The 14,308-nt window shown below is 50.7% G+C and carries 8 protein-coding genes and 1 pseudogene; 5 read left to right on the top strand and 4 right to left on the bottom strand.

Annotation, left to right across the window (positions count from 1 at the left end; translation table 11 throughout):
* The first annotated feature begins 66 nt into the window (after positions 1–66).
* Positions 67–2,196, top strand: coding sequence for an alpha-galactosidase (locus IT774_RS06085; protein WP_195811786.1), 2,130 nt, complete (start codon positions 67–69; stop codon positions 2,194–2,196).
* A 127-nt stretch (positions 2,197–2,323) separates the two neighbouring features.
* On the opposite strand, the gene IT774_RS06080 is transcribed toward IT774_RS06085, so the two are convergent.
* Both IT774_RS06080 and IT774_RS06075 read right to left on the bottom strand, forming a co-directional pair.
* Positions 2,324–3,568 carry an alpha/beta hydrolase family protein gene (locus tag IT774_RS06080; RefSeq protein ID WP_232365141.1) on the bottom strand — a complete coding sequence of 415 codons (1,245 nt, stop codon included), beginning with the start codon at positions 3,566–3,568 and terminating at the stop codon, positions 2,324–2,326.
* A 176-nt stretch (positions 3,569–3,744) separates the two neighbouring features.
* Positions 3,745–5,016, bottom strand: coding sequence for an OmpP1/FadL family transporter (locus IT774_RS06075; protein ID WP_232365180.1), 1,272 nt, complete (start codon positions 5,014–5,016; stop codon positions 3,745–3,747).
* 418 nt (positions 5,017–5,434) lie between these two features.
* Between IT774_RS06075 and IT774_RS06070 the strand changes: the two genes are divergently transcribed.
* A complete protein-coding gene (locus tag IT774_RS06070) occupies positions 5,435–6,160 on the top strand; it encodes a DMT family transporter (RefSeq protein ID WP_195811784.1) in 726 nt (241 codons plus the stop codon).
* Between the two features lie 57 nt (positions 6,161–6,217).
* Positions 6,218–7,751 (top strand): annotated as a pseudogene (locus IT774_RS06065) (DUF3360 family protein).
* A gap of 229 nt (positions 7,752–7,980) precedes the next feature.
* Here the strand turns inward: IT774_RS06065 and IT774_RS06060 are convergent.
* Together IT774_RS06060 and rluF are read right to left on the bottom strand one after the other, a co-directional pair.
* The gene (locus tag IT774_RS06060) at positions 7,981–9,306 is read right to left on the bottom strand and encodes a spinster family MFS transporter (protein WP_195811783.1); all 1,326 of its coding nucleotides are present in this window, start codon (positions 9,304–9,306) and stop codon (positions 7,981–7,983) included.
* Between the two features lie 190 nt (positions 9,307–9,496).
* Entirely contained in the window at positions 9,497–10,366 is an 870-nt protein-coding gene (gene rluF / locus IT774_RS06055) for a 23S rRNA pseudouridine(2604) synthase RluF (protein ID WP_195811782.1), read from the bottom strand.
* Positions 10,367–10,762: 396 nt separating this feature from the next.
* Between rluF and IT774_RS06050 the strand changes: the two genes are divergently transcribed.
* Together IT774_RS06050 and IT774_RS06045 are read left to right on the top strand one after the other, a co-directional pair.
* Positions 10,763–12,898: a methyl-accepting chemotaxis protein gene (locus IT774_RS06050; RefSeq protein WP_195811781.1), complete on the top strand. Its 2,136-nt coding sequence runs from the start codon at positions 10,763–10,765 to the stop codon at positions 12,896–12,898.
* Between the two features lie 846 nt (positions 12,899–13,744).
* Positions 13,745–14,284 (top strand): DsrE family protein, encoded by a 540-nt coding sequence (locus IT774_RS06045; RefSeq protein WP_195811780.1) that lies wholly within the window; start codon positions 13,745–13,747, stop codon positions 14,282–14,284.
* Positions 14,285–14,308 lie beyond the last annotated feature (24 nt).

Here is a 14,308-nt window from a genome sequence, read left to right as displayed (position 1 = left end):
AAATGTTTGTTAACCATAACAGGCGCTGCGGGTTTTCGCACGCTCAAACCTATACATAAGGCTGATATGACTGACTTTGCGAAATTTATCACATTGCAAAACCCGTACACCTGTTTGGTTTTTGACTGTAGCCGTCAGACGCCATCGCTGCTTTATTACGGCAAACCATTACCGTCCTCGACAACCCCACAGATGTTAAAATTGTTGGGCACCCGCCAAGAAGCAAAATGCGCCCCGGCTATTGAATCGCCGGTATCGTTAGTGCCGACTCATGGTGAAGGTTTTACCGGCGCCCCTGGCTTGGAGGTCTTTGGTCTGGCAGATGAATGGGCAGCAGGCTTTTCGCTGGCCCATGTCGAAGCAGATGAGCTACAGGTTCGCTTTGAGCTGAAAGATACCCGTCGCCAGCTGTATCTGACCTTACAGATAAGCCTGGACACCCACACCAGTATTTGTACCTTCTCCAGTAGTCTGAAAAACATTGCATCAACGCCGGTAAACCTGAATTATCTGAATGCAGCCACCTTAGAGCTGCCTGCCCATGTTGATACGATCCGGGCCTTTGAAGGTCGCTGGTCAAATGAATTTCAGACTCAGGATCATGCTCTGTTTATGGGCAGCTATGTGCGGGAAAACCGTCGTGGCAAAACCTCTCACGATACCTTTCCGGGTTTACTGGCCTTTAGCGAGCCCACCCGTGAAAACAGCGGCGAATGCTATGGGTTCCATCTGGGGGCTTCGGCCAACCACAAGCTACGCGCCGAAATGATGGCCGACGGACGCCGGTATGTGCAATTTGGCGAACTGCTGTTTCCAGGCGAGGTAGTACTGGAACCACAGCAATCCTATTACTCGCCGGTGTTGTACTGTGGCTATTCGGACCAGGGTTTTTCCGGCCTCTCTCAACAGTTTCATGAGTACATCAGAACCCGGGTGCTTCGCGATGCGATGCGTAACAAGCCCCGGCCGGTACACTACAATACCTGGGAAGGCATTTATTTTAATCACAGTACCGAGACGCTATGCGAACTTGCCGATACTGTGGCGACGCTGGGTGTAGAGCGGTTTGTACTGGATGATGGCTGGTTCAAAGGCCGCCGGGGCGATAACGCAGGGCTGGGTGACTGGCAGGTAGATGAAGCCATTTATCCTGAAGGTCTGGATGAGCTCATTGGTCATGTGACAAATCTGGGGATGGAGTTTGGTATCTGGTTTGAACCCGAGATGGTCAACCCTGATTCAGATTTGTACCGTGCTCATCCGGAATGGGTGTTGCAAACAGCGAACAACCCCCAGGTCCCGTTTCGTAACCAGTATGTCCTTGATCTGACCAACCCGGAAGTCGTGGAATATTTGTACAAGGCCATCGACGCCCTGTTGCAGCGCTATCCGCAGATAAGCTACATAAAATGGGATATGAACCGTGATGTCAATCATCCGGGAAATCTGTCCGGACGCCCGGCCATGGTGGCCCAGACCCGGGCGTTGTATAAGTTGATAGGCGCCATTCGACACGCTCACCCTCAGCTTGAAATTGAAAGCTGCTGTTCCGGTGGTGGCCGGGTGGATCTGGGTATATTACAGCACACCGATCGTTTCTGGACCTCAGACTCCAATGACGCCCTCGACCGGCTTGCGATCCAGCGCGGCTTTTCGTTCTTTTTCCCTAACGACGTTATGGGGGCCCATGTAGGCCCACGGGATTGCCATATTACCGGCCGCACGCTTAGCGCCGAGTTACGGTGCGCCGTCGCAATATTTGGACATATGGGCATTGAGATGGATCCGCGGGAACTGACTGCCCACGAACAGTCTGTTATTAAAGAGGCCATTGCCCTGTACAAGCAATTTCGCGACTTACTTCATAGTGCTGAGCTGTATCGCCTGGACCCGGACGGCCTCAGTATCTGCTTTGGCTATGTGGCTAAAGATAAGCAACAAGCCCTGTTTGCTTATAACAGCATAAAAGAAACGCCTCGCACTACCCCGGGTCGATTCTATTTTACCGGACTCAATCCGGAGTTAACCTACACCCTGAGCCGAGTGTGGCCGCAAAAATTAGATGAATATTCTGAGTCTGTTTTGCAAGCGGTGGAGAAACAACAATTTAGTGGGCAGGCACTGATGCAGATAGGTATGCAGTTACCCGTATTATTTCCGCAAACCAGTCTGATATTTCATCTTACGGGTAAATAGACAAACTTTTAACCATCACCCTGGGTGCCCATAAGGCAATGACGGCCTCAGGAAGATCCCACCGCTGGTTTTTACTGCCAGCGGTGCTTTATCCGGCTCCGGCGTTATTTGTGCTCCATGCTCATGCCTACTGAGTAGCGGTTATCAAAACCCGTCCAGGGCTCGGGGTCTTATCATTTTGGGATGTCTGATTACTATTGCCCGCCACCTCCAGCATTTGGCAATCCTGCGGCTGCTCTTTGATATGACAATTCATCATCGCCAGCACAAAATGTTTGGTTATGTTGTTAAGCGTTTGGGTATCCCACGCGGGCTCATAATAATGACCGATATCCATTTCATTGCTTCGCGCATTGGCCGGCGCCGGGTGGCCAGCAATATTATGACGGGCATTGTGAATGGTCAGTAACTGGCTACCGGCACTGCCGGTATGGTGAAATAACCATCGAATTCCATCATATCCGGAGATATCATCCTGGTCTCCGGCTACATACAAAACAGGTGTTGTGATGCTATTTAGTGAAGACTTACTGACAACCTTATCCTGTCCGCCCCAGGGGGCAAGCGCCACCCCGGCGGCCCAGCGTTTATCCGGCTTTGCTTCGGCATTCTGACCGGCAGCGCAGGTATTCAGACGTGTTGCCACCGTAGCAGCCCGAGCTGGATCCTGAATTCCGGTAAAGCGACCCGCGGCTTCGGCGGAGAAGTTGAAGCACCCGCCCAGGGTACTGAGCAATCCGTACCCGCCCATCGAATACCCCACCAGGCCCGCTTTGCCTTTGGCAAGATAAGCAACAAAGAACTCATGGTTGGCCATTGCATCCAGCGTAAATTGCTGGTCACGAGCGCGGTTGTACAAGGTCGACGGAAAACCGGCATAGGGCGCGCGGGCAAAGTCGATTTCCTGATTGGTGGAATCGGTATGATCAACCGCTGCTACAATATAGCCATGACTGGCCAGATGCTCCCCCAGATAAAACATCAGATGCCGATAGCCCGTATAGCCGTGCGACAAAATTACCAGTGGATACTGACCTTTGGCAATTGCCGTGTCCCGGCTCGCCTGTCCTTCAATTCGAAACTCATTGTGACTGCGGGTCACATTCTCATACACAGCGCGTTCGCCTTTCTCTATGGCCGGATACCAGATTTCAAGGGTCAGTAAACGCGATGTGGTCTTTGCTGACAATAATTGCGGGTGCTGCCTTGATACCACGGTTATAGTTTTGACGCCTACAGGATGGGACCCGGATGCGCTTAGCTGCGGGGTAACCTCAGCTGGCAAGGGCTGATACAAAGCCTGCTGGGCCTGCGCGGTGGTCCCATAAAACCATAGTATTGTCGCATACAACAAAAGGTTAAACGTTTTCATATTTAGGTCTGCTGATAGACGATGGTTTGATAGACGATAATTGGATAATAACAGGTTATGGTGAGCAAACAATAACCAGCCCCTGCCATTATCTTATTGGTCTATCCCTGGTTCGCAGCTGACCAGCGAATACAAAAAAAGCAGCCTGAGCTGCTTTTTTTATCCCAACAACCGCTTTAGAAGCTGGTGTTAACCTGCACACTGAAAATATGTGCATTAGCAGACTGGGTACCACTTACATTGGACGTCAAAGCCCCGATTTCGCGGGTTTTGTCTACCACTGCTTCGCGACCTTTCAAATACGCATAGCCTACATCGATATCAGTGCTATCAGTAACAGAATGCGTCAGACCTGCCGTTACCCAGTGGCGATCCGTATCTGGAATACTCAGCGAACGGTTTTCGCGGGTAACCGCGCCGTCATCATACGCATAGCCCGCCCGCAAGGTCATGTCGTTGTCTACCTTGTAGGTAACGCCGAACGCCCCGCGCCAGGTATCTTCAAAGTTTTCCTGCTTAATCAGAAAATCGTCGCCGCTTTGCAGGTTCGCTTCCAGTTTATCGAACGTGCTCCAGTCGGTATAAACCACGCTGGCTTGCAATGACCACTGCCTATCCAGTCTGTGGTTTACCGCCAGTTCGGTAATGGCGGCCAGGTTTAGATCAACCTTACCAGGCTGATTCAGATCCGGCTGAATTTGTGAGCTCACCTCACCCTCCAGTTCCAGTTCGGTTTCGGCGCGATAAGACAGGGCAATATCGGTGCTGTCAGTAGCCTGCCAGAAGACCCCGGCATTCCAGCCATAGCCCCAGTCATCACCTTCCAGCTTAAATAATGAAGCATTGGCAGGTAGCTGTTGCTGTAGCGCCTGAGATAAAACCGGTCTCAGAGAATTAGAGATTGCTGAGCTGATTTCCGCTTCAGCATACGTTGCGCTCACCCCAAAGCCCAGACGCAGAGTCTCGGTCAGCTTGTAAGATACAGCCGGATTGATGGTAAAGGATTTTACTTCGGCGGTATCCGCAAAGTGCAGTGCTTCGAAGTCCTGACTATAATCGGTACGCAAACCATAGGTGGTGAAGCCACCCACACCTACTGACCACTTGTCATTAACAGGTGTGGTGTAAAATAAGGCCGGAACCAGTGCGGTATCCGCAATATCATCTTCACTGGACTCGGCAGAGGCGACCGGCACATTGCCCTGTTCAGTCATAAGTGAGGTGTTAGCCTGTGCGCTTACATCCACATTAGGATCGATAAAGCTTACCGCACCGCTGAATTCCGATTTTTTAAACAACCCGATAGCAGCCGGGTTAGTCGCTAAAATAGACGCATTTTCAGGCGTGGCAGCCTGACCTGCAAACGCGCGGCCCAGACCGTTAGCGCTATGCTCATTCACCTGGAAACCGGCAGCCATTACCGAAGAAGACAGGCAGGACACAGCCATACCTACAGATACGAATAATTTTGAATGTCTAAACATGAAGCTCTCTGGTTTTTATAAATGTAAATAAACGGCACTCAGCATTGCAGCGATTTTTGATGCCTGCAGTTGTCTGCCGGGCGCATACTAAGGCAGAGATTACGGCGAAGTGGTACGACCTGCAACCTATCTATCGCTGACTGCCGACAAAATAAACAAACAAGCTGTGAATCTTTTATTTAAGAACATTTAACAAACATTTAGCTAACAAATTTAACATTTTAGGCGAACTTAAGATTCGTCAACCCTTATATATTCAGCCTGTATTTCAGCCTATTTGAGACTCCCGATATAGTTTTGTCAGCCAGAACTTTGCCGCCTCCAGCGCACTGTCCTGACAAACTGGACAGCTATGCATTAAGCCTTCGCGAATAAGCAGCAAATGATGGTCGGCTGCCTGGCTATCGGGAGTGCGGGGGCCGCTATTCCTTCGGGCTGGCCCGCCACGCTGGTTGTCTTGATTGCAGCGCCTCAGCTAATTGCGACCGTCGCTCTTGCAGGTCCGGCGTTGAAACAAGGTGTGGCTAAGCTGCCATGGCTGGGATTGGGGGTCGGCTTTATCGGGGTGGCCGTTTCGGTGGCCGGCAACCTTGAAAAAGCCTCTGCCCTGGGCTTTGGCCTGACCCTGCAGAGTATGCTGTGTTTGGTGGCCGGTACGCTTCTTACAAAGCGGGTTAAATTTGCCCCCTCATTAGGCAGTTCCATGATCATCCAAAGCTTTACCACCGCAATATTGTTCGCACTGTTAGCCCTGTACATCGATAACACCCTGTTGTTTCCAATGGAAATCGGGTTCTGGAAAGCAGTAATGTGGTTCGTATTATTTTCCACCTTAGCCGCCTATGGTCTTTACTGGGGCTGTCTAGAACGGATAGGCGCCGTTAATATTGCCTGTCTGATTTACTTGTCGCCACCGGTCACAACCTTGTGCGTCCGGGTTATGTTCGGGGAAGCGATTGCCACGGCGACCATCGCAGGGGTTGTGATAAGCGTGGCAGGTATCATGCTGTCGCAAGAAAACAGTAACCATGCCTCTGGGGCCAGTGGCTATGAAGGCGAAGATTGCCGAGCAAACGAAGCACCCTCAGGCTCTCACCAGAATTGCTAAAAACATCCCGCTGCGGCCATATGTAGCTGGTCAAACCTTAACCAAAAGTATAAGCCTATGGTCGCATTGTTAACCATTTGTGACAAATTTACACTGCGTGCATTACATTCAATTACGAGGTGCGCTGTGTCTCAGGAAAATTCACAACAATATGCGTCGTTATCACGACCACGAGCAGAGTTTCCCAGCCGCGAGGCTTACTTAGAACACGAATTACAGGTTATGTCGCCCCGGCGCTGGCGACCCAATCTGCCCATGCGGGACTACCGGTTTGAATGGGAAGACCTGGTCCCGGGCATGGCCGCCACCATTGGTAAGATTGTAATGGTGGCCGCTATTGTGGGCGCCTTCGCCGGCCCATTGGGGCTGTCTCAGGAATTTGTGATTGAGAATGTGCGCTTTGAGTTACTTATTGCTGCCGTGTTGTTTGTTATTCTGATTTCAGGCTTTTTAAATCCGTCAGCGAATCTGGCCGGGACCCATGGTCCGCTGATACCGCTGGTGCCATTAATCGTCGCCTCAGGGGGTCATCCCATGGCCCTTGGATTATTAATCGGGGTGTTTGGTTTCTTGCTCGGGGTAACCCGCGGGGGCAGCTTACTGGCAAAGCTCACCAGTAACGGGGTCTGCGGGGGCTGTTACTGTATCTTGGGTTTATTGGCATTACCGGTCAGGTGCAAAAACTGTTTACCTGGGCGGAAAGCTTTGGCATGTCCTACATTGCCTTTGTGGTGCTTATCGCCACCATTATCATGTACGCCTGGCTGGAGCATATTCAAAAACGCTGGCTGGCAATTCCGTTGGGCGCGGGCATGGCGGCCGTTATTTCGCTGGCGTTGGGCGCCCCATTTGAATTTACCACCAGCCCCGGCATGCCTAATCTGAGCCCGGCTTACTGGTGGGGTGAAAGCACCGGCTGGCAGCTGGGCTGGCCAGACTGGTCGCACTTTGTAGCCGTCATGCCTTTCGCGGTTTTGGCAGTAGCCATGTGGTCGCCTGACTTTCTTGGCCACAAGGTATTCCAACAGCTCAGCTACCCCAAAAAGACCCAAAAAGTACAGATGAACATTGACGATACCATGATGGCAGCTTCAGCCCGACAGGCAGTTGGCAGCTTTTTAGGCGGCGGCAATATATCATCTTCCTGGGGGACGTATATTATTCCGGCGTCTATTGCCCGTCGACCCATTCCTGCCGGGCCATTGTTACCGGTATCCTGTGTATTGTGGCGGCATTATGGGGCTACCCGATGGATTTGGCGGTATGGCCCCCGGTATTAAGCGTAGCGCTATTGGTCGGTGTATTTCTACCGCTGATGGAAGCTGGTATGCAAATGACCCGCGAAGGCAAAACTGCGCAGTCTGCCGCCATGGTGGTGATCTCGTCGGTACTGGTTAACCCTGTGTTTGGCTGGTCGCTAACCCTGCTGATGGACAATCTTGGCCTGGTAGGTTGTAAAGAACGTGCCGAGCAGCTGGGTAAAGCCGGTCGCTGGATCATCCCCGGCATTGCGTTTGTGGTGCTGTGTACCGTGATGGCGATTATCGGCATGTTCCCCGGCGTTCCGGCCCTGGTCGATACCTTCAACTAATCCCCAACCCTAAACACACTCGTGTGTTATCGCCCCGGCAGCTTGTCGGGGCGTTTTTATTTGTGGCTCCGGGCCTTTGATTGTAAAGCAGCCCCACTCTGCCCTTATAAGAAAGTTACTGTTGAGGCCTTATAAACGACCAGCCATTTTGGCTATCCCCGCTGCGATGAAAACCCTCAGGTGAGCGACACTTGTGACTATGAAAACGCCAGCTACATTAAGAAAAAACCTAACCGGCACTACGTTCCCAATCTTTTGCAATTTTGGTGCTGGTCCATAAAAACACCAGAATAGAAAGGCCATAGGGTATTAGCAGATACATCAACGCCTGACGCAAAGCCTCGGTTTCGCCCAGCGCAGGCACCAACGCCTGACTGACAATCCCGGTCAGCGTCGGCCCGCCTCCCAGGGCAATAATATTGAGCACAAAAAAGAACAGCGCGGTAGACATAGCTCTGATATTACCCGGTGCCAGCGTTTGCGCCATGGCAAAACACGGTCCCAGATACGAGCCGCTGGTAAACAGTAAAAAGGTAAGCAGCCCCACCGACAGCCACAAGTCCTGCACCTGCAGTGAAAAATAAAAAGCCGGTACCCCAATCATTAGTGCCAGGGCCGGCAACAGCGCATAGGCACGTTTGTTATATCGTCCCCACCTGTCGGCAACTACCCCGCCAAGCCATACACCCAGCGCATAGGCGGTGCCGTTGATAATCCCAAACACTATCAGCAGTTGTGTTATATCCAGCCCCGCAAACGCCCGTACATAGTAATCGATGATCCAGGTTGAGATGGCGTAATTGCCAAACGAACCAAAGGAAATTCCCAAAGCCATGCCCCACCATGTGGGTATTTTTAAAAGGGCCCGGATTGAAGTAAATGCGGCCGGTTGCAGCGCTGCCGTGGTCGGTGATGTTTGTGCTGCGCTGCGGGCAGGTTCTTTGACTGTAAACTTTAGCAATACTGCCAGCATAACCCCGGGTAAACCGACGCTTATCATAACGGTTCGCCAGTCAGCCGTACCGCCCTGTAGAAAAAACGCCGAAGCAAAGAATGCCAGCATGATACCAAACGGGATCCCCAGTGAATAAATAGCCAGCGCACCGGCCCGTTTTTCTTTAGGGAAAAGATCAGCAATGATGCTATGCGACGGCGGGCTACCACCCGCCTCACCTATCCCAACACCAATTCGTGCTACTGCCAGCTGCAGGTAATTGGTCGCCAGTCCGGACGCAGCGGTAAACCCGCTCCACAAGGTCAGCGATACGGCAATAATATTTACTCTGGAATAGCGGTCTGCGAGCCAGGCGATGGGAATGCCCACCAGGGTGTACAGCAGAGCAAAGTAAATCCCCTTAAGCCAACCAAGCTGGGCATCATCCAGCCCCAGATCGGCCTTAATAAATGGCGATAAGATTCCCACAACCTGCCTATCTATAAAGTTGAAGGCATACACCAGCGTCAATATAAACAGGACATAATTTCGATAGTAGCGGGAACTGTCGCAGGTATGTTGAATAGTATCCGGCTGCGCCTTCGAATGTGAAAGTGCCATAGCACCGCCTGTGCAAAGCTCGTTAGATTGCTCAGTTTATGCACAGTAGGGCACCGGCCACCACTCAATGCTATTTATTTATTAACATAACACTGAGTGTTGAAAGCGTCCGCCAGTTCGGGCGGCCTACATTATCCGGCTTGGGGCTGTTTCTACGATGGTTTTTTCAGACGGTTTCTACGGACGGTCTTTAGGGCCGCTGCTTTTTGCCGCCCAGTTTAAGGGTATTACGCGAGCGGGTCTCGGCTTTGGGCTTATTGCCTGGTTTGATATCAATACGTTTTTTCGGCTGTCCTTTCGGCTTGGGCCGGGTGTTGCGATGATTGGCGGGCGCTTCCTTGGAGGAATGCTCTACCGATTTCAAAAGCGTACTTAATTCCTCTCTGGTGAGCTGACGCCATGCGCCGGTTTTTAAGCCGCGCAGATCAACATTCATGATCCTGACGCGCTCCAGCTTTTTCACTTCATAATCAAAATACTGACACATACGCCGTATCTGCCGATTTAATCCCTGAACCAAAGTGATGCGAAACTCCAGACGACTTTCTTTTACCACTTTACACTTTTTGGTTACCGTGCCAAGAATCGGTACACCGGCGCGCATGCCATGAATAAATTCATCGGTAATGGGTTTATTTACCCGCACCACATATTCTTTTTCGTGATTGTTACCCGCTCGCAGGACTTTATTTACTAAGTCGCCATCATTGGTTAAAAATATCAGCCCCTGGGAGTCTTTATCCAGTCGGCCAATAGGAAAAATCCGCTCTTTATAACGTACATAATTGACGATATTGGCCCGCTCAGCACTATCGGTGGTGCTTACCACCCCTACCGGCTTATTCAGTGCCAACACCACAAAAGCATCTTTATTGGCAGGTTTTATCAGCTTGCCGTTTACCTTCACAATGTCGCCGGGCATAACTTTGGTCCCAACCTCGGCGCGCTGACCATTTAACTGAACACTCCCCTGCTCGATAAATTTATCGGCATCGCGCCGCGAACAAAACCCACTTTCGCTGATAAATTTGTTTAATCGGGTCGAGCTGGCGGTTTCCATAACATCTCATTTTGACAAAAGCGCTAAGACAAACACAACACGCTAAGCGCGGGTCGCAGGTTATGCGGGTAATTATCTCTGGCCTCGAACGAAATCTCAAGCCGGCATTCTATGATATGCCCGTTATCCTGGCTTTTGGGTGGACCTGGCCGTGGTCACCCATAGGTTTAGTACCAACACCCTGATTATTAACCTTGGAACGCTATTAATTTCACAAACATTAAATTACTTCAGACAATCAAAAAAAGCGGTCAAGATGCTCCCGCCAGTGCCGATACGCGGTCTCGGGTTCACCAGGTTTGATGCCCGTATTTAAATTCACTTTTGGGCTGTGCATGCGTTTTTCCTAAGCCAGCCAGCTAATTTACATTCGTTATAAACAGGGCCGCTCATTCCATGAAAAAAAGTTTGTCACTTTCCTTAAAACTGATGTCAGTTGTGGGAGTGTTATTCACACTGCTTGCCACAGTGTTTATTTTTGTCAGCTATCTGCTACTTGAGGATGCCGAAGAAAATATTAATCAGCATGTCAGCCAAGAAGTAACAACTCAGATTGAAGCTACCGTGTCTGCCAAAGCCGCCCAGTACGCTGCTCAGACGCAGTCATTAATAAATGCAGCACATCAGCTTCCTAATACGCTGGCAACGCAATTATCTGCAAGCATTGCGGCGGCTGATGCAGTGTCGTTGGATCGCGACCAGACGCAGCGTTTGGTCGAGGGTATGCTAGATACCGGCTTAACCTCCAGTATGTACGCTCAGTTTGAGACAAATCAATTCGACGGACGCGCGGATGAGTTCACCAATGGCCCGAGGCACTCGGTACCTGGCACCGGTAGCCTTGAGGTCTATTTTGTGCGCAATGCGGACGGTCGTATTCAACAGGTGCCCATTGTGGATGCCGGGGTCAAACATGATAACACCCTAGATGAGTTTGGCTTTCGTGCAGCCGAATGGTATTTGTGCAACAAAGAAAAAATGAAACCGTGTATTTCAAACCCCTATCAGTATGAAATTCGCCCAGGCTATTCCGAATTAATGACCAGCCTGACGGTGCCGGTTATTGCCAATGGCAGATTCAGGGGTGTAGTCGGCACCGATCTCAATCTGCCTATTTTGCAAAAACAGGCCAACGCTCTGAAAGCGTCGTTATATCAGGGCCAGGCCGAAGTTTATATTGTCAGTCAAAATGGCCTGGCGGTCGCCGCCACTAACGCCAGTGACAAACTGGCCCGCCCTTTTTCAGAAATCTTTGCTCAGGACAATGCCAGCCAGGAGCTTCTGGCTATTTCCGGGCAATCCAGCTCGGTGATGCTTAACAATATGCTGTATGTAACCCGACCCATTCATCTGCCCTTACCCGGCGTGCAGTGGCAAATGGTGGTGGGGGTTAATGTAGAGTCGGCCCTGGCCCCGGTTACCACCATTGAAATGGTGATTTCCCAGGCGATCACTTCTTTGCTCACCACTCAATTTGTGGTGGCTGTTATCGCGACCGTAATTGCCTTGCTGTTCATTTACTTTTTCACCCGCAGTATTATTCAGCCGGTTAAACAGGTGGCTGAGCGTATGGAAGAGTTGGCTGGTCAGGGTGGCGATCTGACCCAGGATCTTCACATTGAATCCCATGCCGAGCTTATCCAGCTAAGTCAGGCTTTTAATCACTTCAAAGATAAAGTGCGTGAGCTGCTGGAACAGGCCAAGGGCTCTTGCCGGCAGGTCATTGAGCATAGCGGACAAACCCAGCATCATGCAGTGAACACCAATGAGCAAATCCAGGTTCAGCAAGCTGAAATTGATAGTGTGGTCACCGCCATCACCGAAATGTCGCAAACAGCCCAGGAAGTCGCGCACACCGCTGCCGATGCGGCGCATAATGCAGATAATGCGAATCAGTCGGTGAAACTAACCGAAGAGGAAATTTCACAATCGACCTCCACCGTTACCGAGTTATCTCACGAAATGCGCACCGCTTCGTCGGCGGTAATGGCGGTGTCGGAGCGAAGTACTGATATCAAGAAAATTCTGGATGTGATTGATGTTATCGCAGAGCAAACTAACCTGCTGGCCCTCAATGCCGCCATCGAAGCAGCCCGGGCGGGTGACAATGGCCGCGGGTTTAGCGTGGTGGCCGACGAAGTACGCTCACTGGCCTCAAAAACCGCCGATTCGGTAGGTGAAATTGGTAAAGTTATTACCGCCTTGCAAAGTGAAGTAGACAATACCGTTGATATTATCAGAAAAGGTAATGAGAAGGCCGAACAGGCATCGGTGAGCTCCCAGTCTGCGTTACAAAAAATGCAGCATACGGTCTCGCAGATTGATGAAATCAGTCAGCGTATGACCCAAATGGCCGCCGCCGCTGAAGAGCAAAGCCAGGTCAGCGAAGAGCTGAACCGTAATATGGTGATTATCGGCAATGCCACCGAAGAGGTATCAGCCAACTCGCAGGCCTCTGAGCAAAGCTCTAAGGAAATCTTCAACGCGGTCAACTCATTAAACGAATTACTGGCCAGGTTAAAAACCCGCTAATCAGTATCGGCCCTGAATTAAACGCGAGCCTGAGGTGCTCGCGTTTTGATTGTCTGGTACGTGCAACAAAGTCGCAAAGCGATTGCCCCTGGCAATCTGCGGCCGGCTATTTCTTCCCACCGTCCTAATCCACCGCAACAACCATTGCCACCAGCCCCGACAGCAGATGCGCATGAATAAGAGCAGACTTTTGCGGTCGCTCAATACGGCTCTTTGTGAGGCTCTTCATGCGACTCTTTGTGCACTCACCTCCCTTCAAATACTGCCCCAAAACCACAAAGTCACGCATTTATAGAAATGCTTGATTAATGACTCCTTGACTATCGTTAGCGGCCTACCTGCATTGTGGTCCTGGCTTTTTGAACACAAAAGCCAGTCGGCATTTTGCTGTTTCATCTAAACCCATCGCCTTCCCCAATGCATAGCCTGGTGCATCGCCCCTTAAATCCATGTAAGGCCGGTAACCATGGTAGCGCCCGCTATTGAAGCTCAGCCGGTACCAACTGATTACCGCCCGGGCCGCGCCTATAACGTTCCCGTCACTGTCACCGTTACTTTCACTCTGCAAAGAAAATATGCGCTGCAGCTATCGTTTTTATTGCTGCTATGTTGATCTCCGCACAGATTTTTTCATAACTATTCTTATGCAGCTTCCTAAGCTTTGCTGCCTTTGCTGATAAAGCAATAGAAGTATAGCGTTAGTAACACAACCGCGAACCTGTACCAGGTATCGGTTATCGGTTATCGGTTATCGGTTATCGGTTATCGATAAAATCCTGGTGTTAGTTTTTAGTCAAGCGCGCTACAGTAAAATCAGTTTTAACCACCTTATTCAAAGGAACCCCTATGACCCGTCTAACTTCGGCTTTTATATTAATCGTTGCCATGAGTCTGACCACTGTCCAGGCCGGTGAGTCTGCATTTAAGGCCGGGCCGGTATTCGAAAAATTTGGCAAGCACGCCGCAGTGCCGGGCGTAACGATAGCCCCTGAGCAATCCTTTAAGGTGGCCTTTGATGTGGCAGATGGCGCCCAAACCGGGGCATTAAATCAGCATTTTAATAAACTGGCCCGCTTCATAAATATGCATGTGGCCAATGGCGCCCGCCTGGAAAATCTGCAACTGGCGCTGGTTGTACACGGCTCTGCCACCTTGGATGTGGTAAACAATAAGTATTATAAAAAACGCACCGGCGAAAAAAATGCTAATGCTGAATTGCTAAAAGCCTTACAGGAAAAAGGGGTGAGAGTCATTGTGTGCGGACAGTCTTCGGCCAAACATGGGGTCTCCAAAGACATGCTTATCGAAGGCGTTGAAATGGACTTGTCAGCCATGACTGCTCATGCCCGACTGGCCCAGGAAGGCTATACCACGAATCCATTCTAGTTTGCTGAAATTATCCTGTCGGTG

Origin of the sequence: Salinimonas marina (assembly GCF_015644725.1) — a bacterium.
Classification (GTDB): domain Bacteria; phylum Pseudomonadota; class Gammaproteobacteria; order Enterobacterales; family Alteromonadaceae; genus Alteromonas.
Note: the sequence above shows the minus strand (reverse complement) of the source record. Positions and strands in the feature narration are given on the sequence as shown.